Annotated in this window: 26 protein-coding genes; 10 read left to right on the plus strand and 16 right to left on the minus strand. The window is 54.1% G+C overall.

The window, feature by feature from the left end:
- Window positions 1-52: 52 nt before the first annotated feature.
- The 8 genes from OGV77_RS09695 to OGV77_RS09730 all read right to left on the minus strand — a co-directional run bounded on the left by OGV77_RS09695 (window position 53) and on the right by OGV77_RS09730 (window position 6,957).
- Window positions 53-454 (minus strand): hypothetical protein, encoded by a 402-nt coding sequence (locus OGV77_RS09695; RefSeq protein ID WP_043018293.1) that lies wholly within the window; start codon window positions 452-454, stop codon window positions 53-55.
- 189 nt (window positions 455-643) lie between these two features.
- The gene (locus OGV77_RS09700) at window positions 644-1,831 is read right to left on the minus strand and encodes an MFS transporter (RefSeq protein ID WP_087050966.1); all 1,188 of its coding nucleotides are present in this window, start codon (window positions 1,829-1,831) and stop codon (window positions 644-646) included.
- 94 nt (window positions 1,832-1,925) lie between these two features.
- Window positions 1,926-2,177 (minus strand): putative Se/S carrier protein, encoded by a 252-nt coding sequence (locus OGV77_RS09705; protein WP_087050967.1) that lies wholly within the window; start codon window positions 2,175-2,177, stop codon window positions 1,926-1,928.
- A complete protein-coding gene (gene yjiL, locus OGV77_RS09710; protein WP_087050968.1) occupies window positions 2,174-2,941 on the minus strand; it encodes a putative 2-hydroxyacyl-CoA dehydratase activator YjiL in 768 nt (255 codons plus the stop codon). Before yjiL ends, OGV77_RS09705 begins: the two co-directional genes overlap by 4 nt.
- A 9-nt stretch (window positions 2,942-2,950) precedes the next feature.
- Window positions 2,951-4,102, minus strand: a complete 1,152-nt coding sequence (locus tag OGV77_RS09715; RefSeq protein WP_080625773.1) for a double-cubane-cluster-containing anaerobic reductase — start codon at window positions 4,100-4,102, stop codon at window positions 2,951-2,953.
- A 94-nt stretch (window positions 4,103-4,196) separates the two neighbouring features.
- On the minus strand, window positions 4,197-4,661 hold the full coding sequence (locus tag OGV77_RS09720) for a GNAT family N-acetyltransferase (RefSeq protein ID WP_043018298.1): 465 nt from the start codon (window positions 4,659-4,661) through the stop codon (window positions 4,197-4,199).
- Between the two features lie 13 nt (window positions 4,662-4,674).
- Window positions 4,675-5,955 carry a DUF445 domain-containing protein gene (locus tag OGV77_RS09725; RefSeq protein ID WP_043018299.1) on the minus strand — a complete coding sequence of 427 codons (1,281 nt, stop codon included), beginning with the start codon at window positions 5,953-5,955 and terminating at the stop codon, window positions 4,675-4,677.
- Between the two features lie 75 nt (window positions 5,956-6,030).
- Window positions 6,031-6,957, minus strand: coding sequence for a LysR family transcriptional regulator (locus tag OGV77_RS09730; protein WP_003830068.1), 927 nt, complete (start codon window positions 6,955-6,957; stop codon window positions 6,031-6,033).
- Between the two features lie 219 nt (window positions 6,958-7,176).
- Here OGV77_RS09730 and OGV77_RS09735 point away from each other — a divergent pair, with 219 nt between their 5' ends.
- Together OGV77_RS09735 and metC are read left to right on the plus strand one after the other, a co-directional pair.
- Window positions 7,177-8,409: a dicarboxylate/amino acid:cation symporter gene (locus OGV77_RS09735; protein ID WP_087050969.1), complete on the plus strand. Its 1,233-nt coding sequence runs from the start codon at window positions 7,177-7,179 to the stop codon at window positions 8,407-8,409.
- A gap of 30 nt (window positions 8,410-8,439) precedes the next feature.
- Window positions 8,440-9,630, plus strand: coding sequence for a cystathionine beta-lyase (gene metC / locus OGV77_RS09740; RefSeq protein ID WP_043018301.1), 1,191 nt, complete (start codon window positions 8,440-8,442; stop codon window positions 9,628-9,630).
- 80 nt (window positions 9,631-9,710) lie between these two features.
- Here metC and mdtM read toward each other — a convergent pair whose 3' ends face one another.
- The 3 genes from mdtM to OGV77_RS09755 all read right to left on the minus strand — a co-directional run bounded on the left by mdtM (window position 9,711) and on the right by OGV77_RS09755 (window position 12,791).
- Window positions 9,711-10,952, minus strand: a complete 1,242-nt coding sequence (gene mdtM / locus OGV77_RS09745; protein WP_043018302.1) for a multidrug efflux MFS transporter MdtM — start codon at window positions 10,950-10,952, stop codon at window positions 9,711-9,713.
- Between the two features lie 324 nt (window positions 10,953-11,276).
- Window positions 11,277-11,927, minus strand: a complete 651-nt coding sequence (locus OGV77_RS09750; protein ID WP_080625769.1) for a LysE family translocator — start codon at window positions 11,925-11,927, stop codon at window positions 11,277-11,279.
- Between the two features lie 48 nt (window positions 11,928-11,975).
- On the minus strand, window positions 11,976-12,791 hold the full coding sequence (locus OGV77_RS09755; RefSeq protein WP_043018304.1) for an AraC family transcriptional regulator: 816 nt from the start codon (window positions 12,789-12,791) through the stop codon (window positions 11,976-11,978).
- A gap of 230 nt (window positions 12,792-13,021) precedes the next feature.
- On the opposite strand from OGV77_RS09755, the gene OGV77_RS09760 reads away from it, so the two are divergent.
- The gene (locus OGV77_RS09760) at window positions 13,022-13,972 is read left to right on the plus strand and encodes an Rpn family recombination-promoting nuclease/putative transposase (RefSeq protein WP_075145250.1); all 951 of its coding nucleotides are present in this window, start codon (window positions 13,022-13,024) and stop codon (window positions 13,970-13,972) included.
- A 51-nt stretch (window positions 13,973-14,023) separates the two neighbouring features.
- On the opposite strand, the gene OGV77_RS09765 is transcribed toward OGV77_RS09760, so the two are convergent.
- On the minus strand, window positions 14,024-15,436 hold the full coding sequence (locus OGV77_RS09765; protein ID WP_087050970.1) for an aminotransferase-like domain-containing protein: 1,413 nt from the start codon (window positions 15,434-15,436) through the stop codon (window positions 14,024-14,026).
- Between the two features lie 177 nt (window positions 15,437-15,613).
- Here OGV77_RS09765 and OGV77_RS09770 point away from each other — a divergent pair, with 177 nt between their 5' ends.
- From OGV77_RS09770 to OGV77_RS09795, 6 genes are all read left to right on the plus strand, one after another.
- Window positions 15,614-15,778, plus strand: coding sequence for a DUF1127 domain-containing protein (locus OGV77_RS09770; protein ID WP_008786105.1), 165 nt, complete (start codon window positions 15,614-15,616; stop codon window positions 15,776-15,778).
- 145 nt (window positions 15,779-15,923) lie between these two features.
- A complete protein-coding gene (locus OGV77_RS09775; RefSeq protein ID WP_043018307.1) occupies window positions 15,924-16,388 on the plus strand; it encodes a MarR family winged helix-turn-helix transcriptional regulator in 465 nt (154 codons plus the stop codon).
- 6 nt (window positions 16,389-16,394) lie between these two features.
- A complete protein-coding gene (locus tag OGV77_RS09780; RefSeq protein WP_075145249.1) occupies window positions 16,395-17,462 on the plus strand; it encodes an HlyD family secretion protein in 1,068 nt (355 codons plus the stop codon).
- Window positions 17,452-18,516, plus strand: coding sequence for a DUF2955 domain-containing protein (locus tag OGV77_RS09785; protein ID WP_087050971.1), 1,065 nt, complete (start codon window positions 17,452-17,454; stop codon window positions 18,514-18,516). Before OGV77_RS09780 ends, OGV77_RS09785 begins: the two co-directional genes overlap by 11 nt.
- 153 nt (window positions 18,517-18,669) lie before the next feature.
- Window positions 18,670-18,957, plus strand: coding sequence for a BrnT family toxin (locus OGV77_RS09790; RefSeq protein ID WP_043018310.1), 288 nt, complete (start codon window positions 18,670-18,672; stop codon window positions 18,955-18,957).
- On the plus strand, window positions 18,944-19,246 hold the full coding sequence (locus tag OGV77_RS09795) for a BrnA antitoxin family protein (RefSeq protein WP_043018311.1): 303 nt from the start codon (window positions 18,944-18,946) through the stop codon (window positions 19,244-19,246). Before OGV77_RS09790 ends, OGV77_RS09795 begins: the two co-directional genes overlap by 14 nt.
- Before the next feature lie 112 nt (window positions 19,247-19,358).
- Here OGV77_RS09795 and yjiA read toward each other — a convergent pair whose 3' ends face one another.
- The 3 genes from yjiA to btsT form a co-directional block, all read right to left on the minus strand.
- Window positions 19,359-20,315: a GTPase gene (yjiA, locus tag OGV77_RS09800; protein WP_043018312.1), complete on the minus strand. Its 957-nt coding sequence runs from the start codon at window positions 20,313-20,315 to the stop codon at window positions 19,359-19,361.
- Between the two features lie 12 nt (window positions 20,316-20,327).
- Window positions 20,328-20,522, minus strand: coding sequence for a YbdD/YjiX family protein (locus OGV77_RS09805; protein WP_003830038.1), 195 nt, complete (start codon window positions 20,520-20,522; stop codon window positions 20,328-20,330).
- A 114-nt stretch (window positions 20,523-20,636) separates the two neighbouring features.
- On the minus strand, window positions 20,637-22,787 hold the full coding sequence (btsT, locus tag OGV77_RS09810; RefSeq protein ID WP_043018313.1) for a pyruvate/proton symporter BtsT: 2,151 nt from the start codon (window positions 22,785-22,787) through the stop codon (window positions 20,637-20,639).
- A gap of 490 nt (window positions 22,788-23,277) precedes the next feature.
- Here btsT and tsr point away from each other — a divergent pair, with 490 nt between their 5' ends.
- Window positions 23,278-24,939 carry a methyl-accepting chemotaxis protein gene (tsr, locus tag OGV77_RS09815; RefSeq protein ID WP_043018314.1) on the plus strand — a complete coding sequence of 554 codons (1,662 nt, stop codon included), beginning with the start codon at window positions 23,278-23,280 and terminating at the stop codon, window positions 24,937-24,939.
- Window positions 24,940-24,978: 39 nt separating this feature from the next.
- Here tsr and OGV77_RS09820 read toward each other — a convergent pair whose 3' ends face one another.
- A complete protein-coding gene (locus OGV77_RS09820; protein ID WP_087050972.1) occupies window positions 24,979-25,494 on the minus strand; it encodes a GNAT family N-acetyltransferase in 516 nt (171 codons plus the stop codon).
- Window positions 25,495-25,503: the final 9 nt, after the last annotated feature.

Below are 25,503 nucleotides of genomic sequence, written 5' to 3' on the forward strand. Positions count from 1 at the left end.
GATCTGCAAAAAGGCGTCTTAGTTAAGACGCCTTTTTTACCTCTGTCGGCGTTTAAACCGGCTGACTCTCTTCCTGCTGTACACCGCTAAACAGCCATTGCCAGATGCCCACTTTTACCCATGCGACCACGCAGAGGATCAGATAAAAAAGCGGATTATGCGTAATAGTTACGCGCATGACTTCCATTAAATCCACATGCAAATTTCCGGCAATGGCCATATTGATAACAAAAATAGAGGCTACCGCGCTGGCCAGTAAAATAAATACGGCCTGTAACCTGGTTATCTCCGGTAGCCTGCCAGAAGCCCATTGCCATAAGAAAGTCGTTGTTAACAGGAAGATAATAAACAATCCTAGTGCGCCAAACAGGCCAAAGTCTTTATAATCCTTTAGCGTGCCAATTAAACCAGCCAAAATAATTAACCCCAGCAGTATTTTTTTAAACCACGACATGTACTTTTCCCGACGATGGTGTTGATGTTGAATTAATATGTCCATTTTTACGCATTTTAAATTGAGTTTATAAATGAACAGCCGGGAATTATAAATTGTCTGGCGGGTAATTACCGATTATTTGCGGTTTATTAAATGTTGACATTTAATTGCGGATTAATCCGAATATATTTGTTTATAGGCTATTGATTATACCCTTTTGGGGGAAGCGAAACGCTGTTTATATAATTGCGTCAGGCTGATAAGCGCCGCAATGAACAACGCGACGGCGCCGCACAGCGTGGCGTTAACGATCGCCTGTGCACCGCTTCCCAGCAGGCTGGTTAATAGCGGCCCGAGTATTTGTCCAATGCCGTAAGTCAGAGTGACCAGGCCCAGCAGATTAATATTACGCGGGACGCTAAGTTGACGGGCGAGCGGCATCACCAGTGAAGTGGTCCCCATAAACGTTGCGCCAAACCCCACGCTGCTTATCACCAGCAGCAGCAAGGAGTCTCTGGCGAGCGTCATCACCACGCAGGCGCTTTGAATCAGCAAATTCGCCGTCAGGCATTGCAAAACTCCCCAGCGTCGGGCGGCCCACAGCCAGGCGAAACAACCTGGAATTATCGATATGCCGACCAGCGACCAGAGATGGGCAGTCAACAGCGGCGAACCGGCGCTTTTCGCCATTAGCGGTAGATAGGTGGCGACAATGATGTAGCCAAATCCGGCTAACCCGTACAGCAGCGCCAGCAGCCACCAGGACATCGGCTGATGTTCCGTTTTTACCGGCGCCGCGGCGGGGAGGGCATGATCGCGAGATGGCAGGAGTATAACCAGTAGGACAAAGAACAGAGCCGACGCTGCCGCTGCGCCCAGCCAGAGGGTGTGCGATGACAGCGCAAAATGCAGACCGTTAATGACATATTCATTGCCCAGCAAAATGCCTGCTCCAACGCCGGAGAACAACGCCGCGATCACGAAGGGATGCCGGGTATGATGCAGAACGATCATTGAGCCAAAGATCATCATACCTGCACTGGCGACGCCCGCCAGAAAACGGATCAACATCACCAGCGCGGGCTGCGTAAAGCTTGCCATCGCCAGAATCAACCCCGCGGTAGCGAGCGCGGACGTTAGCAACATCGGGCGTAAGCGTGAGGGAAGATGAAAGAGCCCGAAGGAGAAGAGCAGGCTTCCTGCCAGATACCCAGCGTAGTTGGCGCTGGCAATCCAGGAAAGCTGGTCAAATGTGAACTGACCTTCCGACAGCAGCACCGGGAGCATTGGCGTATACAGAAAGCGCCCAATTCCCATACCCAGCGTTAAGACCAGCATGCCAAACAGCGCGACGCTGATAGCATGACGATTTGAATCTGGGCTTTCCTGGGACATACGGGCTCTCATTTCACGCTGCTATCTGATAATTGTTATATTACATGCGTAAATGATAATGAAAAGTAAAATAAAACGCAGTGCCCTCGCGCGTTCAGGAAGGAGGGAAAGTGGCAATGCAGCGCCAGTCTCCGTTTTCAAGGCGGTAGATAGATTCGGTATGACCCGCAATTACCCACTCATTCTCCTCGCCAGCAATGCAGTCGATGTAAATACACAGCCCGCAGCCACCGCGTAGCTCGCGGGGAATATCGGCCACCCGAAAGCAAATACCTGCAGCCTGTAGCGCTTTACGCGTTTTGATGACGCCGAGAGTAGTGTGAAACAAGAACAGGGCTTCCTTCACTCACGTTTCCCCTGACGTTGACCAATTAACGCGGCCCCAATTGCCCCGGCAAACTGCGCGTCGGGATGCGTGCGCACGGGAATACCCACGTGGCCTTCGAGCATACGAGCAAAGGCGCGGCTGTGGCTTACCCCGCCGGTAAATAACAGTGGAGCCTGTGCAGAAAGCCGCCCGATGAAGTTTGCGCTGCGTCTGGCCATCGCGTTGATTACGCCAGCTAAAATTGCCTCCGGCGCGACACCCGCAGAGCGCAGGCTGATGACCTCAGATTCGGCAAAAACCGTACACATGCTGGTGATGGCATGCGGTTCGACGCCAGCGGTGATCGCATCCAACTGATCTACGCTGGCGCCGAGCGTACGTGAGATGACTTCCAGAAATCGCCCGGTCCCTGCCGCACATTTGTCGTTCATCAAAAAATCGCTGAGGTTGCCATCATCATCTAACTGGATGACTTTACTGTCCTGACCGCCGATATCAATCACTGTGCGGGTACCGGGAGCCAGCAAGCGTGCCCCCAGCCCGTGGCAGGAAATTTCAGTGACCTGTTTGTCGGCATAATCCACGAGCTGCCGTCCGTAGCCTGTGAGGGTTAAAAATGGTTTATCGTCCAGCCCGGCCTGCAGCGTTTCCCATGCCTGCGCGATCGCTTCGGCAGGGCGAAAAGGCGTTGGGCAGAGGAAGCGACGTTTGATGACGTTCCTTTCCAGCAAAATACCTTTCGTCGCCGTGGAGCCGGAATCGATCCCTATTGAGAATCTCATTCCTGTTCCTCACAACATTTCAATGAACGCGGCGACACGGGTGCTAAGCTGGCCGATATCCGCGCTGGAGTAATCGGTTTCAATAGCGATGTAGGGAATGTTGTGCTGCTGGCGGACGTGGCGTTTAATGGCCAGTGATTCAACGGCGTAAGTGTGGCAAGCCTGTAAAATGACATCGACGACGCCGTCAGCCTGGTACTCTTCAACCATTTGGCTAAGCATTTTCAGGCGTTGATCGTTAGGGGAAATACAGGAGCAACCGATGGCGAGGTATTTATCGGTCAGTGCGTCGTAGACGTCGCCAGTTTCCGCCACGCACTGCTCAGTGGCTTTCGCGCCGGTGCAGTTTTCATAACCCACTACCCAACCGCCGTTTTCTTCAATGGCACGCACCACTTTTTCTGCCGCGCCGCCAATGGGGCAACCGGTTATCAGTATGCGTGGACGTGATGCCAGGCGTTTCCCGGCCTGCCATTCCTGATGTACCCGTTCGGCCATGCTATTAAGCTCGTCGATCAACGATTCTTTATCAAAGCGGAAGGTTGCGCCGTAAACAACTTTCAGAATGTCACTGCCGCTGAGTGCGGGTGGATTGAGTTGGCCAACGCGGTAAAAATTCGCCAGTGCGCGACGCTCCTGATTTTTTAGAATGATGGCTTCACGTAGCGCAGCTTCGGTAATCGGGGTGCCAAAACGGGCTTCGACAGCCTGCTGCAGACGTAGGATCTCGGCTTTCCATAGCGCACGCGAAGCCGCATCGTTGGCGCTGTTGGGCAGTTGCATCACATGTACCGCTTTAAATTCAGCCATGTACTCGTACATCTTCTTTTTACCATCGCAGGTCGTTTCGCCCACCACGAGGTCAGAGAAGTAGAAGTACGGGCATTTATCAGTTTTACCAAACCCGTAGCTGCTTTTGATCAGCGGACACAGATTACGTGGTAGATCTTTTTCGGCTTCTTCTATGGTTTCATCAGAGGTTGAGCATAGCGAAACGACTACCGCGCCCGCCGCCATCGCTATCTCCTGCGGCATAAAGGTGCAATAGGTTCCAACGAGCGGGATACCCTGCTCTTTAAGATCCATTACGGTGAGAAAACCTTTCTGACGGGCGTCGGAGAACTGGTTGAAAATGGCGGGTAAATCGGTGATTAGCGACATGATTTTCCTTCCCCGTAACACGGGAGAGAGTAAAAGACGTCGCATTATAACCCTGTAATTTATCTGGCTTTATTGATGTACAACAATTGTACGCTTACAGGTTACGACTGTAGACCCGCGAGACTTCCCCCCACGGGTGATAGCCTGGCCCGTCAAAGTAAAATCCCGCTTTCTCGTATAACCCTTCCAGGTCGGTACATAAATGGAGCTGCATAAAGCCCAGTTGTCTGGCCTGACTGGCAATATGTTCAATCAGGCGAAATGCCAGACCGCGTCCACGGTAGTGAGGATCGATATAGAGCGCACATAGCCACGGCCACAGTTCGCCGCGACTGATAAAATCATTGGTGATTAATCCGGCGCAGCCAATAATGCTGTCGCCGTCCTGCAGCCAGTACCACTGCGGTAGCGGGTTCTTTGCGCCAATACAACGGTGCAGCGCATCCTCGTAAACCTTCATGGAGTCTTCTGAGGCCCATTGTTGTTGAAAGTAAGCGGTGACCTCGTGCAGCTTTTCCGGCGTCTCGCGCAGGGAAAAAATGCGGATGTTGATTGTCATTGAATTTTTCTCCTTAAAAATTCACCAGCGTCAGCAGGGAAGGTATTTGCGACAACAGATATAAAACCAGCCCAATAGAACCGCCGACCAGCGTGCCGTTGACGCGGATAAACTGCAAATCTTTACCGATGTTCAGCTCAATTTGCTGCGACATATCGCGCGCATCCCAACTTTTCACCGTGTCGCTGATATGGCGCGTCAGGAAAGTGGCGAACTCCGGCGCCACTTTATGCGCGGCCTGCTCCAGATGCCCATTCAGTGAGGCGCGCAGAGCGCTGTCGGCAACCAGCGTTTCGCCGAACCACTGCCCGGCGCTGGCAATGCGCTGCTTCACGCGCGAATCATCGGCGTTTATGTCGGTTTTCACCCACTGGCGCAGGTCTGCCCACAGTTCGCCAAGATAACGGTTGAAGGCTTCGTCTTCCTTCAGATAGCTTTTCATGCTTTCGGCCCGCACGGCCATCTCCGGATCGTGTTTGAGCTTATCGATGAGCTTAAACGTAGCGCGATCGAAGGCGTGGCGGATCTGATGCGCACGATCGTGGCTGATGTCATCCAGCAAGGAGTTAACGGCATCAGACACCAGTTCGGCGCTGTGCTCGCCCAGCCATTCGGTCGGCAGGATCTTCGCTTTCAGCGGATGTTCGGTTTCCAGCCAATGCACGACCTGTCTGGCGATAAATGCCCGCGAGCTGTCGCGCTGGAGCAGGGCGATCAGTTGGGCGATCAGCGTGTCGAGCAGCACCTGATGGCGATTGTTTTTAGTCATGCTTTCCAGCATCAGCGCGCTGGTACCGGAGAGATCGACCTTGTCGATGGCCTTGTGTACCGCCCGCTTGATCAGCCTCTGAATGCGCGAGTCGTCGGTCAGTTCGAGAAAACCGCTCATAATTTGCAGCAGATGCTGGCCGATGCGCTGGGCGTTTTCCGGCTGGCTGAACCAGTTGCCGATCAACAGCGCCGGTTCATGGCGGCGGATCAACGCGACCAGCGACTGGGTGTCGAGAAATTTTTCCTGCACAAATTGCCCGAGATTTTCGCCGATCCTGTCCTTATTACGCGGGATAATAGCCGTATGTTGCGAGATAAATGGGATCGGCACCCGACGAAAAAGCGCCACCACGGCAAACCAGTCCGCCAGCGCGCCGACCATCGCCGCTTCGGCGATCGCTTTGATCCCCAGCACCCAGAAGTTAGGCGGCAGAAACAGCGTGATGACGAAGGTCGCGGCGGCAATCAGCAGCAATGAAAGCGCCAGCCGCTTGGCGCGTTTGAGTTCAGCAATTTTATTCATAGGCTTAAGGATAGAGCCAGACGGGGGGATCGCGCAAAAAATGTGGAGCGCCTCCCATTTTCAGATGGGTAAAGCTTACTCCGGGATCCAGTTGTCCCAGGCGGGCAAGGGGCCGAGTTCCGCCACCAGAAAATCGATAAACGATCGCACCTTCGGATTGCTGTACTTGCTGGGAAAGTACAGCGCATACAGGGCGTGAGTTTCACAGGTGATGGTGCCGTCGAGCATCAGCGGCGTTATCTCTTCTTTTTGAATATGATCGCCAATCAGATAGGTGGGCAAATACGCCACTCCCTGATCTTCTAACACCGACTTCAGTAATACCAGGCTGCTGTTGGCCTGGATTGGCATATGCAGTTTTAACTGGTGCAGGCGATCCTGTTCATCCGCCACCTTCAGCACCGGCGTGAGGCCTGGGTAAACCAGACAATCATGGTTGACCAGGTCGCTTCGGCGCTGGGGCATGCCTTTTTTGGCAAGGTAGCCGGGTGAAGCGCAGTACGCCCAACGGACTGGCACCAGCTTGCGCATCGCATAGTTCTGCGGCGGTGCGGTGGAGATGCGCAGGGCGATGTCGAAATCCGTTTCGTTCAGATTCACGAAGTTATCGTTGAGATCGATATACAGATTCACATCCGGAAACTGGGAGCGATATTTATCCACCAGGTTCACCAGTCGGGAATAACCAAACGCAATTGAGCAGGTTATGCGTAATTCACCCTGCGGGCTGTGGTAATAACCGGAAGTGGTATTCAGCGTTTCATCGAATTCTTTCAAAAGCTTATTAGCGCGGTTGAAGAGATATTGCCCGGCGTCGGTCAGGGTAATACTGCGGGTCGTGCGTTTAATTAATGTCGTGCCCAGCGTGTCTTCCATCGCGGCCAGGCTTTTGCTGACCGCAGACGGCGATACATTGAGCTGCGCCGCGGCTTCTGACAATCCTCCGCAGTCGACGATTTTAGTAAAAAATTCCAGATGCTTGAGTGAAATCGGCGTACTCATAGTTTCCTTTAATTCACAAGTGATTTGCAAAAACGGTACGAATAGGCCGTTACATTCGCCTTTTAAACATGCAACTATTGAATCACAGGAAACAACTTGCTGGCAAAATGAAAAAATAACAACTTAGGTGAGTTACGTCACAAAATAAAAGGAGGCGAAACGGAAACTCATCACATTGTGAATTTAATCTCATTAATTATTATTCTAAAGGTACCGATTATGTGGTCACGACTCGAACCCTACAGATCGTCGATTATTTTATTAGTTGCTCTGGTGATTGGCGGCTTATTAGGTATTTATGCCCCATCGCTTGCAAGTAAACTCCAGCCAATAGGTCAGATATTCTTAAACCTGTTATTTATGATTATTGTGCCGCTGGTGGGGATCAGCGTCATGTCTTCGATCGCCAGTATGACCGACCTGAAAAGGTTAGGGCGCATTATGGCGATAATCTTTATTGTTTCGATCGCCATGGCCTTTATTCCGGCCGCCGGGATCGTCGCGCTGGCGCTATGGTATAACCCGGCGCAGGGCGTCACTATCGATCTCTCGCAGTCGGTGCAGGCGGGCAGCGGCAAGATGGATTTTGTCAGTATGATCACCACCAGCGACTTTATTGGACTGTTTTCTAAGTCCAATATTCTGGCGCTGATCGTGATGGCAATCATCGCCGGTGTGGCGATTGGCCAGTCGGATCAGGCCGGTAAACGCATTGCGTCGCTGCTGGAAGATGCCAATACCGTGATCATGAAGATCGTGTCGATCATCATGAAGGTTGCGCCAATTGGTCTGGGCTGCTACTTCGCCGCCACCATGGCCAGTCAGGACTCGGCGCTGCTGTTAACCTTTGCCCGTGCTATCGGCCTGTTTATGGTCGCCACGCTGGTCTATTTTGTTTTTGGCTCAATTCTTTATTCGTATATTGGCGGCGGTATTCCGGCGGTCAGAGCCTTCTGGCGTAATGCGATTGAGCCGTCTGCCACTGCGCTGGGGACCTGCTCTTCGCTGGGGACGCTGCCGGTAACGCTGCGTGCCGGTAAGGCGATGGGGATTAACCCGGAAATCGTTGATGTCTCCATTCCGCTGCTGGTTAACCTCAACAAAGGCGGCGTGGCGATGATTGCCGCGCTAAAAATTGTCTTTATCTATTCTGTGCTGGGCATGGAGTTCACCACCGAGACCTTCTTCCTGACGATGCTGATCGCGGTGCTCTCCGCCATTATTGTCGGCGGCGTACCGGGCGGGGCATTCCTCGGTGAAATCTTTATCGTCACCACGCTCGGCCTGCCGATGGAAGCGATCCCGATGCTGGTGGTGCTGGGCACGATTACCGATGCGCCGGCCACACTGATCAACGTTATCCATGATTTGAATGCGGCGCAGATTGTCGAACGGTTCGCTGGAAAAAAGCAGACCAACACTGAAATAAACTCTACTGCTGCGGTGGTATAGGTTTCACACGGATTAAGAACAGGAGATGTTATGAAAGACGCAATGAAGCTTGAGACGCACCTGGTTGTTGCTGGTCGTGACAAACGCTACACCCAGGGAGCGGTGAATCCGGTTATCCAACGCGCCTCTTCACTGGTATTTGATACCGTGAAGGACAAGAAATTTGCCACCGCCAATCGCGCGAACGGCGAGCTGTTTTACGGTCGTCGCGGAACCTACACCCACTTTGCCTTTCAGAAGGCAATGAGCGAGCTGGAAGGCGGCGTTGGCTGCGCGCTGTACCCGTGCGGCGCTGCGGCGGTGACCAACGCGATTCTGGCGTTTGTTCAGGGTGGCGATCATATTCTGATGACGGGCGCGGCCTACGAGCCAACTCAGGATTTTTGCAATAAGATCCTGAGTAAATTCAACGTGGAAACCACGTATTACGATCCGCTGATTGGCGCTGGGATTGTCGATCTTCTGCGTCCGGAAACGAAGGTTGTATTCCTCGAGTCGCCGAGTTCGGTCACTATGGAAGTTCAGGATGTGCCGGGGATGGTGAAGGCTATCCGCGCGGTGAATCCAGAGATTGTCATTATGATCGATAACACCTGGGCGGCAGGCGTGCTGTTTAAAGCACTGGATTATGGCGTGGATATTTCCATTCAGGCGGGAACGAAGTACACCATCGGTCATTCGGACGGCATGCTGGGCACGGCGGTGTCGAACGCCCGGTGTTGGGATCGCCTGCGCGAGAACTCCTATTTGATGGGGCAAACGCTGGACGCCGATACGGCCTACAACGGCAGCCGCGGATTGCGCACCCTGGCGGTACGTCTTAAGCAGCATCAGGAGAGCAGCATCCATATTGCCCGCTGGCTGTCGGCAAGGCCGGAAGTGGCGCGGGTGAATCATCCGGCATTACCGGAATGTCCGGGCCATGAGTATTTTCAGCGCGACTTTACCGGAAGCTCAGGCCTGTTCTCGTTTGTGCTGAAAAAGAGACTGACCGACGAACAGATGGCGAATTTTCTCGATAACTTCTCGCTGTTCCATATGGCCTATTCGTGGGGCGGATTTGAGTCGCTCATTCTGGCTAATCAGCCGGAAGAGCTAAACAGCATTCGACCGGCAGGAGAGGTGGATTTCAGCGGTACGCTGGTCAGGGTGCATATTGGCCTCGAGGATATCGACGACCTGATTGCCGATCTGGACGCGGGATTTGCCCGCATTGCGTAAGGTGACGTGATCGTAGCCGGATGCGGCGCAAGCGCCTTATCCGGCCTACTACAACTCTGCAGGCCGGATAAGCGGGCAGGTTAGTTTTCAGTGGCTAACGTGGTTACCTCATGCTGGCGTACCCGTTTGAGCAAACCTGCCAGCGTGAACACGACAGCAATCCCCGCCACAACCGCCAGCAGATGAAATGAAATCCTGCCGCCGTTAAACCACAGCCAGCGTCCGATTTCGACAGAAACCGCCATGACTGTCAGGATCACCATATTCAACGACGCCGAAACCGTACCCTTCGGTAAGTTGTTGGAAAACAGCGTAAAGCGGAACAACGTGGGGAAAATCATTCCAATGCCAAAGGCATACAGGCTGGTTCCCAGCACCGACCACAGCCAGACGTGCGGCCACAGTAAATTGCCGGCAATCAGCACCGCCAGCCCGCTCAGTTGAATGGGGACCGCTCGCCAGATAAAGTGCGGCCGGGTCGGATCCTTCACAAAACGAACAACCACCATATTGGCGACGATCACCGCGCCAAATACCGGCGCCTGGGCCCAGGCAAACTCCGTTGTGCTCATACCGCCTGCGTCTATCAGAATAACCGGCGAGACCGCCACCCAGCTCATCATCGGGATATAGCTTAACGACAGCGTGGCTGCGCCAGACAGGAACACCCGATTACGGAAAACGTCACGGAAATCGCGCAGTACGCCGCGTGCACTGAACGGCACTGCGCCGCGCTGGACGGTTTCCGGCATGGCTAACGCTAATCCAATCAAGGCGATAAGCCCCATGGCGGCAATAATGGCAAACAGGATCTTCCAGTGTACAAAGTGCATCAGCGCAGCCCCGGAGAGCGGGCCAATAACCGGCGCCACCAGCACTATGGAAGTGATTATCGCCATCAACTTAATGGCCTTTGTTTGCCCAAACGCCTCCTGTACCGTGACGTAGCCAACAGTCGCGATAAAGCAGATGCTGGTGCCCTGCACAAATCGGGCGACCAGAAATTGCGTCATTGAGGTGGTGAACAGTGTGGCAGTGCAGGCGAGCGTAAAGATTAACGCCCCCGCAATCAGCACCGGTCGACGGCCAATCCGGTCGGAAAGCGGCCCCAGCAGCCATTGCAGTGCCATGCCGCCCGCCAGATAAAGGCTCACTGCAGCGGGCGCCAGGCTGACGTCGGCGTTGAAATCACGCACCACATTGATGATGCCGGGCTGGATCAGGTCCGTGGACAGATAGGCGGCGAAGTCATATAAAATCAACGCGACAGGAAAAAATAGCGTTGTGGCGCGTTGGGAGAAAAACGCGAGAATCCGTTGCATAAAACAGCTCCTTGTCGGGAGAAAACCCTCAACGGGAATAGCGAAATTCAATACCGTCTTTGAGACGTCAGACCGATGACAGAATAAAGCAGACTGCAAATGTACTGAATTTCATGTAATCAAAAACGCTGCCTGCGCGAAGCGCAAACAGAAGATACGTTCACTGACGCGGGGTCAGAAAACGTAACGATTACAGGTAACAATCAGCACATCGCACCTCAGGAAGAGTAAGTTGAACGGGTAATAACCATCCGCAGTGTAATGCGGATTGGATATTAATTAAACGAGTTTATCCGGTTTATTTGCAGAAAATCGCCGCGCAAATCAGACTACGATGCTCTGCAAAAACCGCAGCGCGATGGCACAACCGAAGATAATCAATACCCCCCCAGCGATACGCTCTACCCACAATATCCCTCTGGTTAACCATCGCTGGATCTGCGGCAAACCGATGAACATCACGATCAGCAGATCCCAAAACAGGACCACGCTGGTCATCCAGATCCCGCTCATGGTTTGTTGCAGCAGCGTCACCGACGGGCCGAGCAGGGCGGTCATCAGCGCCAGATAAAACAGTGCATTTTTGGGATTGAGCAATGATGAACCCAATCCCAGCAGCAGCTGTTTGCCAAATCCCGGACAGGTAGACCGGGCGTCCGCTCCGGTCAGCGTTTGCGGGCGGCTGCGTATCAGCAGGCTGCCAATCCACAACAAATAGAGCGCACCCAGCAGTTCAATAACCGTAAACAACAGGGGAAGCTGGCGCAGGATCCCCCAACCGATAATCGCCAGCAGGATATACAGCCCGTTGCCGAAAGCGATCCCCACGCACAGCCCGGCGCTGCCGCGCATCCGGTAACGTACGGCATAACCGACCAGTAAAAAGAAGTCCGGTCCGGGGCTGAGCAATGCGACAAAATGCGCCAGCGCCAGCGCGGGGAAAGCAGAAGGAAAAAGTTCAGTAAGCAACGACATAGCGACCTCAGAGAATGAATCTGAGATCACCGTACGTCTGGCGCAGCGCTAATTATTGTCTGATATTGATCGTCCCAACGCGTACTGGCGCGGTGTGGCTGCGGTGTAGCGAACAAAAGTTCGATGGAAATGGCTCTGGTCGGCAAACCCGCTCTGGTAGCCGACATCGGCAATCTCGTCTCCAGCCCGCAGACGCTGGCGGGCATAGTCAATCCGCAGAATGTTCAGATAACTTCCCGGCGTCAGCCCGGTGTCCTGCTTAAAAGTACGGATCAGCGTCTCTTTACGTATGTGACACTCATGTGCCAGCTCATCGAGTGAGGGCGGAGCGAGCAGGCTGGACTGCAAGCGCTCGCGCAGATACTGGCTGGTGGCGCTTAGGTTTTCTGGTGTTACCGACTGCAATGGCAGCGAGTGCAGCAATTTTCGTGCAGCATCTGTTATTAGCGTCGTTTGCCGTTGCGGCACGAGTGCCACAAGGTGCATATAACGCTGGAATATTTGCGCATCGCGGATAACGGGAGCACGCGTGCAAAGCAGTTGATTGTTGTTCTGCACAGCCAGATTAGCCAGACACCACCGGGCATCAAGGTAAAGCATGTGGTAGCTGCGAAACTGCCCGTTGACGGGATTACAGCTGTGAGGCACCAGCGGCGGGATCACAATCAGATCGCCCACCTGCAGATGGTATTCTTCGCCATCGCACAGACAGCACGTTTCCCCCTCGAGAATTGCCCCAATCGAGAGCTGAGAGTGGTGATGACGCTTATAGGCCTGCTGGCTTTGCCAGGTGCTGCGCAGCTCCAGCCACGGCAACTGCTCATCACGCCAGAACGATTGTGGAATATCCCGGGTATGCGTCACATCGAGTCCTCCATGAAAGTGATGATTTGTTATAGCACAGGCAGAGTGGTGAAAAAGTGGGAATGTGCATTGAGATAGCGATTCTGCGTGATGTGTTCCAGACAAATGCAGACGTTACATAAGGACGTATTTATCCCGGAAATCACCTCGCAAAGAGAGAAAGTTGCAGATGAGGGGACAGTTTTACGGCGCTACAGTTACGGCATCTTATTTCCAGGTGATGGATCGCCATGAACAAAGCTCCCACTTCAACACCGCACGATGCGGTTTTTAAAACGTTTTTACGCCACCCTGAGACTGCCCGGGATTTCCTACAAATACATCTTCCCGCTTCGCTACGCGAGCTTTGCGATCTTCAGACGCTTACACTCGAGTCAGACAGTTTCATTGAAGAGAATTTACGTGCGTACTATTCCGATGTGCTGTGGTCGGTGAAAACCACGGATGGGGATGGATATATTTATGTAGTGATTGAACACCAAAGCACACCGGATGCGCATATGGCATTCAGACTGATGCGCTATGCGATAGCGGCTATGCAGAAACATTTAGATGCCGGGTACCAGCAATTGCCGCTGGTGGTGCCGATGCTGTTCTATCACGGCGCTAAAAGCCCGTACCCTTATTCACTGTGCTGGCTGGATGAGTTTGCCAACCCGAAGCTGGCTCGTAAGCTGTATGCTGCGGCGTTTCCGCTGGTGGATATTACGGTCATACCGGATGACGAAATTGTGCAGCATCGACGTATGGCGCTGCTGGAGTTAATCCAAAAACACATCCGTCAGCGCGATCTTATGGGGCTGGTGGAGCAAATTGTTTCCCTGCTACTTACTGGACTGACTAATGACAGCCAGATAAAGACGCTGTTTAATTATATTTTACGAACTGGCGATGCACCTCGATTCAGTGAGTTTATTCGTGGGGTTGCCGAACGTTCACCGCAACATAAGGAGCATTTGATGACGATTGCGGACAGATTGCATGAGGCCGGATTTCAAAAAGGATGGCTTGAAGGCAAGCAGGAAGGTAAACAGGAAGGCAAACAAGAAGGGCTGATAAAGGGGCGACATGATGAGGCGCTGCGTATTGCCCGCACCATGCTGGCAGATGGCATTGATATCAGCACGGTACAAAAAATCACCCGACTTTCCGCTGAAGATATTCAGGGTTTAAGCCATTAGATATAGCTTAAACTGCCTAATTGCCTGCCCGGAAGCGCCGGGCAGCTCGATCTACTCTATTGCCGTTTTTACCGCCTCTCCGAGCTTCTGCATTACTTCCCGATGCTTGTCGTTTGGCGGCAATGCGCAGTTGATGCGCACACAGTTGCGATACTTCCCCGATGCGGAGAACAGAGAACCCGGTGCAACCTGGATTTTGAGGCGACAGAGCTGCTTAGCGACACAGACCATATCGACCTGGAGCGGCAGCTCGACCCACAGCATAAAGCCGCCTTTCGGTCGGGTGACGCAGATCCCGCAGGGGAAGTATTCCCGTACCCAGCAGGTGTAGATCTCCATATTGCGCTGATAAATCTGGCGCATACGCCGGATATGCCGATGATAATGACCTTCGCGCACAAAGGAAGCCGCTGCCAGTTGCGTAGCGGGAACGTTAGTTCCAATGACGGCGTACTTCATGTGTAGCAGCTTGTTGTAATAGCGACCGGGCACCACCCAACCCACGCGCAGTCCGGGGGCGACGGATTTGGTAAACGAACTGCAGAGTATTACCCGACCGTCGCTGTCCCAGGAGTGGATCGTGCGCGGGCGTGGGTACTCCGTTGCCAGCTCGCCATACACATCGTCTTCAAAAATAACGATGTCGTGCCGCTGGGCGAGGGCGAGCACTGCCCGCTTACGCGCATCCGGCATAATGAATCCGAGAGGGTTGTTGCAGTTGGGAACCAGCAGCACACCTTTGATCGGCCACTGATCCAGCGCCAGCTCCAGCGCTTCAATGCTGATCCCGGTATCCGGATCGGTTGGGATCTCAATCACCTTGATCCCAAGGCCACGCAACAGCTGCATCGTGCCGTAATAGGCAGGCGATTCAACGGCGACAATGTCTCCGGGCTGGCAGACCGTCAGCAGCGCCAGCGACATTCCGCTCTGACTGCCGCTGGTGATCACAATATCATCTGCATTGACCACCGAACCGCCATCCAGCATCAGTCGCGCAATCTGCTGACGTAGTTCGCGGCATCCGGAGATTTCATCGTAGCCCAGTATCGCGCGCAGGTTGTGCTGCGCCACGCGGCTGAGTTCACGCCACAGCGGCTTCAGGCTGGGTTGATCAATGTCGGGCACGCCGCTGCTAAACGGGATTATCGATTTGTCCGCGTTGCCCTTTAGCATATCCAGCACCTGATCCCATTGCGTTATTTCGACCGGACGCTGCACCGGGCGCGACATCGGCGGCACGGGCGGCTGCGCTTTTTGTGGCGCGACAAAATAACCGGAACGTGGCTGCGGTGTGATCAGCTGGCGCTGTTCCAGCGTCTGATACGCCTGCTGGACGGTGCTGATGCTCACCCCGTGCTCCTGGCTCAGGCTGCGAACCGAGGGCAGTTTTTCGCCATGGCGATACAGCCCCTGCTCAATGCGTTCGGCCAGCAAATTGGCCAGATGTTGGTAACGCGTCATGCTGTATCCCTCATGGGTACCATACAGATTAAAAAACCAGTACAGATTAGCGTGTAAAAAGCGATGCAGAACTCTTTTTAACCAATCTGTATGTTAAATAAAAGTACTTTGTGAGTCTGTATTGTTTTGGGCTAAATCCGTGAAGATAAAGCCTCTGGCAAGGCGGGGAGGCAAGGTATGGAATTTCACGAGAATAAAGCAAAACAGCCGTTTATTGGGTTTGTATTGATCTGGCGGGCATACAAGGCGTGGCGGCTGCGGGCGCAAACGCGGCGCGTATTGCAACAGATGAGTGATGAGCGGCTGCGGGATGTCGGGCTACGACGCGATCAGGTGGAGTGATTTTCTTTTATCGACAGAGGCTGGGGGTTATCTCCCGGCCTTTTTATATTCACCATATTTATCAATTCATGCTTCTGGATAGTCTGTTTCTTGATACTTACCCTGATAAGTATTATTTTCTTTTCAGCGATGAGGGGAAAGTAAGATGACTGAAGATGAACTGTTTGCCCGCCGACCAATGGGGATGCGCATGGCAATGGTGGTGCGCCAGTGGCGGGCCATTATTGATGCTGCCATCACCGATACTGGCCTGACGCAGTCCAGCTGGACGGTACTGATGCAGCTGTATCAACTGGGAGACAACGTCTCGGTCAGCGAACTGGCACAAATGCAGGGCATTGAATTGCCTCCGCTGATGCGCACCCTCTCACAGCTGGAAAAGCAGGGGTATCTGCTGCGTTCCACATCGCCTTATGACAAACGCATCCGCCTGCTAACGCTGACCGCGCAAGGCCGCTTAAGGCTTGAAGAACTTAACCGGGTGATTGAGACATACCAACATCGCGTCACCTGCACCATTCCTGAAGCGGAGCTTGCCTCCTTCAGCGCAACCTTAAATCAACTCGCCTGCAATTTGCGGACAATCCGCGAAGAAGACAATCAACACTAAAAAACTATGATGACCCCAGAACAAAAATTTGCCCGTTGGGTAAGGGTGAGTATTGCCGCTTTCCTGGTAATATTCGCCTGGTTTATCGTTGCCGATATCTGGATCCCGCTGACGCCGGACTCCACGGTGATGCGCGTGGTAACGCCTGTTTCCTCACGCGTTTCCGGATACGTCTCGCAGGTGCATGTACACAATAATAGCCAGGTGAAGAAGGGCGATTTGCTGTACGAACTGGATCCGACGCCGTTTATCAATAAGGTCGAGGCTGCGCAAATCGCCCTTGAGCAGGCGAAGCTGAGCAACCAACAGTTGGATGCGCAGATAGCTTCCGCGCGCGCCAACCTGCGCACCGCGCAATTCAACGCCCGTAACGATAAGACCACCTTAGACCGTTATCAGCGCCTGAGTGCCATGCAGAACGTGTCGCAATCCGATCTCGACAAGGTGCGTACCGCCTGGCAGACCAGCGAGCAGTCGGTGGCGGCGCTTAATGCCAGTATTCAGAACCTGCTGATCCAGCGCGGCGAGCGCGATGATAAGCGTAACGTGACGCTGCAAAAATACCGTAACGCGCTGGAAGAGGCGCAGTTGAACCTCGGCTGGAGCAAAGTGTATGCCCAGACCGACGGTACGGTGAGCAATCTCCAGCTTAGCCCCGGACTTTACGCCACCGCCGCCACGCCGCTGCTGGCGCTGGTCAGCCACCAGACCGATATCGTGGCCGACTTTCGCGAGAAAAGCCTGCGCCACACTCGGGTAAATACCGATGCCGCCGTGGTGTTCGATGCCATGCCGGGCAAGGTTTTCTCTGCTCGCGTTACCAGCAGCGATGCCGGTATTCTGGCGGGCCAGGAGCAGGTGAACGGCCAGCTGTCGCAGCCGGAACAGTCCACCCGCTGGGTGCGTGATGCCCAGCGTATGCGCATTCACGTCGCGCTGAACGAACCGCTCGACACGCCGTTACCGACCGGGGCGCGCGCCACGGTACAGCTGTATAACAGCGAGGGGATGTTCGCCCGCACCTTTGCCGGGGCGCAGATCCACCTCGTCAGTTGGCTGCATTATGTCTATTAACACGCTGGCCCACGTCTTTACGCCGCACGGGAATATTGTCTATACCGCCAATGATTTTCGCCAGACCCTGCGTATCTCCGTTGCCGGGACAATCGCACTGAGTATCTCGACATTCTACAACGTGCAGTACGGCGTATTTTTTGTGGTTTATCCGCTGATGCTGCTGTCGCTGGTGCCGGTATTCAACCGCCATGTGGCAACACAGTTTGTGTTCAGCGCGGCGGTAAACTGCGTTGAAATGGTGCTGATTGTCGGTTATCTGTCGCAGTGGCCGCTGATGATGACGCTGGTGGTGTTCGGCCTGTACGTGATGCGCTTTCGTTTTATGAGCAAAGGCCCGCTGTTTCTGCTCGGTTCGATGGGCGTGGTATGCCAGAGCACGATGCTCAACTTTATGAGCTATCCCACCACCAACTGGCATACGCTGATGTTCTCCAATATGGAAGCCTGCGTCATGGCGGTGGCGCTGAGCGCGCTGCTGCATTATCTGATTCCGGACGTGGAACCCCGCCAGCCACCGCCGCGCATTGAGAAAGATGCCGCCCGGGTGCGCCATGAATCGCTGCTTTCCGGCACGGTGGCGACGATGATTTTTGTGGTCTTCCAGATCTGCGATTTGAGTGATTCGCTGTCGGCGCTGATGGCAGGCATTTTGATCCTGTTTCCGATGCACTATCGCGGGGCGGTGATCAGCTCGATCTGGCGTGTGGTCGGCGTGGTGCTGGCCTGTCTGTATATTCTGCTGGTGCAGTTGCTTATCTATGATTTCAGCAATCATATGGTGCTGATGATGCCGCTGATTGGCCTTGGGCTGGCATTCAGCGCCCGCTTGCACGTAATGGAAAAAGTCGGCGCGGGCGTGGGGTTTGCCAGTATCACCACCATCGGCATTATGTTTGGCCAGAACCTGCACCCGGATCAGGACCTGGTGTTCAGCGATCTGTACCGCATCACCTCCGTCACCGTCGCGCTGGTGGCAACGCTGACCATGGTATTTCTGGTGCATCGGGTGTTGAACTGCTTTGCCGCGACGCGGTTTGCGATTATCGAGTGAGTGGGGAGTCAGTGCCGAATGGCGGATAAGCCTTATCCGGCCTTCAAAATTCAATTCCTGGTCGTCAAATTGTGAGGCTATTTCCAACAATCCAGGTATAATTGTAAGATAATTGTATATACGTTTTTGTATATACAATTAGGGATAAAATACATGCCAATGGAGTTTGAATGGGATGCAAACAAGGCGCAAAGTAACTACCGTAAACATGGTGTTCGCTTTGAGGACGCAGTATTGGTTTTCGACGATCCCCGGCATTTGTCCAGACAGGATCGTTATGAGAACGGTGAGTATCGGTGGCAGACCATAGGGATGATGTATGGTGTGGTGGTCATTCTGGTTGCCCATAGCGTTAGGTTTGAAAGTGGCGTTGAAGTCATTCGTATCATCAGTGCCAGAAAGGCAGACAGTAAAGAGAGGAATCGTTATGAGCATGGTTAAACATAAACGCGGCAGCGTATCCGCGCTGAGTGCTCAGCATGAGGCTGAACTGAAGGCGCTGGCGAATAAACCGGATGATGATATTGATTACAGCGACATTCCCGTGACCGAAGATAAGCAGTGGTCAGAGGCTAATCGCGGTAAGTTTTTCCGTCCGTTGAAAACGCAGGCATCGGTGCGCATTGATGCTGACGTGATGGAGTGGCTAAAGCGCCCCGGGAAGGGTTACCAGACGCGGCTGAATGCTATTTTGCGCGAGGCTATGTTGAGAGAGCAAAACAAGAAATAGTCTTATCCCGGGGCAGTAAGTACCGGATGGCGGCTGCGCCTTATCCGGCCTATGGGAAGGTGGAATTTCCAGGCCCGGTAAGCGTAGCGCCACCGGGCAATTCAGCAGGGGATTACTTCTTCAATCCCGCAAACGCGGCTCTGATCTCGTCTTCCGGCAGGTTAATGCCGATAAACACCAGCAGGCTGTGCGGTTGTTCGTCGCCCCACGGGCGGTCCCAGTCGGCGCTGTACAGGCGCTGGACGCCCTGGAATAACAGGCGGTTCGGCTCGCCTTCAATCCACAGCATGCCTTTGTAGCGCAGTAGCTTCTCGGCGGATTCCAGCAGCAGGTTTTCCATCACTCGCGACACGTCGCTGATGTTCACCGGGTAATCCAGCTCGACGACGATCGAGGAGATATCGTTTTGCTTGTCGGCAATAAAGTGGAAGCGCGGTTTGGCGCTGACCACGTTCTCTTCCAGCATAAAACCGTTGGTGTCGAACAGCAGGGAGAGGTCGATGTCGCCATGCGTGACGGTATACACCGGGGCGCGGGCATTGATGCGCGCCAGGCGCTCACGAAGCTTTTCGCTAACACCAGCGACGTCGGTTTTGGTCAGCAGGATGCGGTCGGCATAGCCTACCTGCGACTGGGCGATGGTGAACTGGTTCATCTGTTCATCAGCATGTACCGCGTCAACCAGCGCAATTACGCCGTCCAGCAGGTAGCGTTCGCAAATCACTTCATGGGAGAAAAAGGTCTGAATAATCGGGCCGGGGTCGGCCATGCCGGTGCACTCGATCACCAGACGGTCGAAATTGATGGTGCCTTTGTCGAGGTTGTCGAGCAGATCTAACAGTGCGTCTTCCAGCTCACTGGAACGGGTACAGCAAATGCAGCCGTTGGTCAGGGTTTTGATCTGCGTGGCGCGATCGCCAATCAGCTGATCGTCCACCGAGACTTCGCCGAATTCGTTTTCGATAACAGCAATCTTGTAACCGTGCTGCTCGTTGAGAATATGGCGCAGCAGGGTGGTTTTACCCGCGCCAAGAAAACCGGTGAGTAGGGTAACTGCAATCGGGGTCATTCACTTCTCCTTCTAACAGCAACTGCTTCCGCCGCTACCGTAGCGGGCTTCCTGGCGCTCGCGGAAGAATTCTTCGTAGGTCATGTACGGCTTATCGGGATGGTTGGTCTTCATGTGCTCGACGTAGTTGTCGTAGTCCGGAATACCAATCAGCATCTTCGCCGCCTGACCGAGATACTTTTTTGCCTGACCTAAAGTACCAAACATTCTATCGTCCTGTTAATGAATAAAGCCGGATGGCGGCTTGCGCCTGATCCGGCCTACGTTAACTGCGGCACTAAGTGATCCTGGCCAGGTAAGCGTGCGCCACCCGGCTTCAGGTTAGTGGTGTGAAGAGGTCTTCACGCCGCCTTCCGGCACCGGTACATACGGCGTCTCTTTATCAGAGCGACCGTTGATGGAGCGGGCTTTCTGCCAGGTACGGAACCCGTAGAAAATGATGCTGTACACCACCACCAGGAACAGAATACTCAGACCTGCGTTGGTGTAGTTGTTGATGACGATGTGGTTCATGTTTGCAATCTGCTGCGCGGTCAGTTCGCCGCCGTTAGCGATCTTCTCTTTGTACTGACTCGCCATGAAGAAGAAGCCTTCCATCTGCGGGTTGGTGCTGAACAGTTTCAGACCCAGCGCCCAGGTGGTGCAGATAAGCAGCCATACTGCCGGAACCACGGTAACCCAGATGTATTTGGTGCGCTGCATTTTAACCAGCACCACGGTGCCGAGAACCAGCGCCACGGCAGCCAGCATCTGGTTAGAGATGCCGAACAGCGGCCACAGGCTCTTAACGCCGCCCAGCGGGTCAACAACGCCTTGATACAGCAGATAACCCCACAGGCCGACGCAGCCCGCAGTACCGATGATGCCCGCAACCAGAGAGTCGGTTTTCTTCAGGAACGGCACGAAGTTACCCAGTAAATCCTGCAGCATAAAGCGGCCAGAACGCGTACCGGCATCCAGTGCGGTCAGGATGAAAAGCGCTTCAAACAGAATACCGAAGTGATACCAGAAGCCCATATCAGCCATCGGCAGCACTTTGTGGAACACGTGAGCGATACCCACGGCCAGCGTCGGTGCGCCACCTGCTCGGTTCAGAACGGACGGTTCACCGATGTCTTTCGCGGTCTGCAGGATCTGCTCAGGCGAAATCACGAAGCCCCAGGAGCTGACGGTCGCTGCCGCATGTGCGGTAACATCTTTCAGCTGCGCCATAATCAGCGGTGCGTTTTCGCCGCTCATTTCATGCAGGTTCGGCATGGTGATGCCAAGGCCCGCAGGCGGGGTGTTCATCGCGAAGTACAGACCCGGTTCGATGATAGACGCAGCAACCAGCGCCATAATCGCCACGAAGGATTCCATCAGCATCGCACCATAACCGATAAAGCGCGCATCGGTTTCACAGGCCAGCAGCTTCGGCGTGGTACCGGAAGCAATCAGCGCGTGGAAGCCAGATACCGCACCACAGGCGATGGTGATGAACAGGAACGGGAACAGAGCGCCTTTCCACAGCGGGCCAGTACCATCAACGTACTGCGTCATTGCCGGCATTTTCAGTTCCGGGTTGAGGATAACAATCCCCACCGCCAGACCGACGATAACGCCGATTTTCAGGAAAGTAGCCAGATAGTCGCGCGGGGCGAGGATCAGCCATACCGGCAGCAGCGCAGAGATAAACGCGTAACCGATCAGGGTAAAGGTGATGGTGGTGTCTTTAAAGGTCAGCGCCGGGCCCCAGTACGGGTCGTGCGCAATCACGCCGCCGAAGTAGATTGAGGCTACCAACAGCACAATACCAATCACCGACACTTCACCCACACGCCCCGGACGCAGGAATCGCATGTAGATCCCCATGAACAGTGCGATAGGTACGGTTGAGCAGACGGTGAACACACCCCACGGGCTTTCCGCCAGCGCTTTTACCACGATCAGCGCCAGTACCGCGAGGATGATGATCATGATTAAGAAGCAGCCGAACAGCGCAATGGTTCCTGGGATCGGGCCCATCTCTTCTTTGATCATCTCACCCAGAGATGCGCCGTTACGGCGGGAAGAGATAAACAGCACCATGAAGTCCTGTACCGCACCGGCCAGCACGACGCCTGCCAGCAGCCACAGCGTACCGGGTAGGTAGCCCATCTGCGCAGCCAGTACCGGCCCAACCAGCGGACCCGCACCTGCGATAGCGGCAAAGTGGTGACCAAACAATACGTTACGGTTGGTTGGAACGTAGTTCAGACCGTCATTGTTGATGACCGCCGGCGTGGCACGCGTCGGGTCAAGTTTCATCACCTTTTGGGCGATATAAAGGCTGTAGTAACGATAGGCCACCAGATAAACAGAAACTGAGGCGACCACGATCCACAGGGCGCTGATGTGTTCACCCCGACGTAATGCCACTACCGAGAGGCAGAATGCACCGATGATTCCGAGAATCACCCAGGGTATGTGCTTGAATAACTTTTTCGTATCCATAGTAAAACCTGGTTTTTTACCCGTCATACTTCAAGTTGTATGTGCGTTGGCTTCATTCGCTCACCCCAGCCACTTACTTTTGTAAGCTCCTGAGGATTCCCTCATTTGCCGCCTTCTTACAACTCGAATTATCTAGGGTACCTATTAATAATTGGCCGAAGCCGCGTGGGTTTGATCTTGTGTTTGAGGAGGTTATTTGACTGCTATGTTGGGGGGATCTTGCCAGAGAATTACGCGCGTAAAGTAAGGTAAATAAGTGAACGGTTGTATGTCAGCTTAAGCGGTCCCAAATGTCAGTGAGCGGTAAGTAGTGGGGATGAGCGGGGAAATTTATGTGATTGAGATCACTAATAAACCCGTTTAGATCTTTGGCTGGCGGTGGGGATCGACGAATCGTCGATGCTGAGATCGATTCAACTAGCACGAATTTCATAAAGTTTTCCCTTTCCAGGCCGAAAATTCTGACATCTGTCTAGCGGAAAGAGAAAACATGTTAAAACGAATGAAGATTGTTACCAGCTTACTGCTGGTATTGGCGCTGTTTGGCCTTTTACAGCTCGCCTCGGGCGGCTTGTTTTTTAACTCACTTAAGAATGACAAAGAGAACTTTACCGTTCTGCAAACCATTCGCCAGCAACAGTCTGCGCTGAACGCCACCTGGGTTGAGCTGCTGCAAACGCGTAATACCCTGAACCGGGCGGGCATTCGCTACATGATGGATCAGAGCAATATCGGCAGCGGCGCGACCGTTGCCGAACTGATGCAGGTAGCCAGCACGGCGCTGAAGCTGACGGAAAAAAACTGGGCGATTTACGAGTCGCTCCCGCGCGATCCGCGCCAAAGCGAAGCCGCGTTCCAGGAGATTAATCGCACCTATGACATCTACCACGGCGCGCTGGCGGAGCTGATCCAGTTATTGGGTGACGGGAAGATCAACGCGTTCTTTGATCAACCGACGCAGAGCTATCAGGATGGCTTTGAGAAGCAGTACATGAGTTACATGCAGCAGAACGATCGCCTGTATGACATCGCGGTGGAAGATAACAACAGCTCTTACAGCCAGGCGATGTGGGTGCTGATCTGCGTGCTGATTACCGTACTGGCGGCGATTATTGCGGTGTGGTTTGGTATCAAACTGACCCTTATCTCCCCAATGAACCGTCTGATCGACAGCATTCGTCATATCGCCAGCGGCGATTTGGTGAAGCGTATTGAGGTGGAAGGTTCCAACGAGATTGGACAACTGGCGGAAAGCCTGCGTCACATGCAGGGTGAGCTGATGAATACCGTGGGTGACGTACGTAACGGTGCCAACGCGATTTACAGCGGGGCCAGCGAGATTGCGATGGGGAATAACGATCTCTCCTCGCGTACCGAACAGCAGGCCGCATCTCTGGAAGAAACTGCGGCCAGCATGGAACAACTGACGGCGACCGTGAAGCAGAACGCCGAAAACGCGCGTCAGGCCAGCCATCTGGCGCTGAGCGCTTCTGAAACCGCGCAGAAAGGCGGCAAAGTGGTGGATAATGTTGTGCAAACCATGCGCGACATCGCTTCCAGTTCGCAGAAAATCGCCGACATTATCAGCGTTATCGACGGCATTGCCTTCCAGACTAATATTCTGGCACTCAACGCCGCGGTAGAAGCTGCACGTGCGGGCGAGCAGGGCCGTGGATTTGCGGTGGTTGCGGGTGAAGTTCGTAACCTGGCCCAGCGTAGTGCGCAGGCCGCGCGCGAGATTAAGAGCCTGATTGAAGACTCGGTCAGCCGTGTGGATGTGGGTTCAACGCTGGTTGAAAGCGCCGGTGAAACCATGGATGAGATCGTCAATGCGGTAACCCGCGTGACCGATATCATGGGTGAAATCGCCTCTGCTTCTGATGAACAGAGCCGCGGTATCGACCAGGTCGGTCTGGCTGTCGCTGAGATGGATCGCGTGACGCAGCAGAACGCCTCGTTGGTGGAAGAATCCGCCGCCGCCGCTGCGGCGCTGGAAGAGCAGGCCAGCCGTCTGACCCAGGCCGTTGCCGTGTTCCGTATTCAGCATGACCAACAGCGCGCGCGTGACGTTGCCGCCGCTAAACCGGTTTCAACGGCCCAGCCGCGTAAAGCTGCGGTAACGGATGCCGGGGATAACTGGGAAACGTTCTAGACCTGTGATGCCGGATAAGGCGTAGCCGCCACCGGGCAATCAACGCAACATCAGGCGCATGGCGCAGCGTAGTTCGTACGTCTGCCCGTGCGCCGCTTCTTCAGCTCTTTTTTCGCGCAATTCCGGCGAAAGCGTCTCGTCAGCCAGCATTTCAAATCCCAGTCGCGCGTACAATGGCGCATTCCACGGCACACCGCGGAAGGTGGTTAGCGTGAGCGACGTATATCCTTTCTCACGCGCCTGTTTGGCAACATAGTCAAGCAATCTGCGGCCAATTCCTTTTCCCTGCCACTCCAGATGCAGTGAAAGTTCAGCAATAAACAGCGATGACCCCAGCGCTTCGGCAACCAAAAAACCGACCGGACGCGCATCGACCAGCGCCAGCCAGCTCATGCCTGCGGCGGCAAATGCCCGATGCTGAGCAGCCGATATAATCTGGTCGTCAGCAATCCACGCCAGTTCGGGGATGAGTAAAAAACGTTGCCCCGCAGATCGTTCGATGGCGGGAAGAGCGGCAGTGTCTGCCAGAGTAGTCGCGCGCAAGGTGATGTTCATACGAGGAGC

It is taken from the genome of Citrobacter sp. Ce129, from assembly GCF_030334545.1.
GTDB lineage: Bacteria > Pseudomonadota > Gammaproteobacteria > Enterobacterales > Enterobacteriaceae > Citrobacter > Citrobacter europaeus.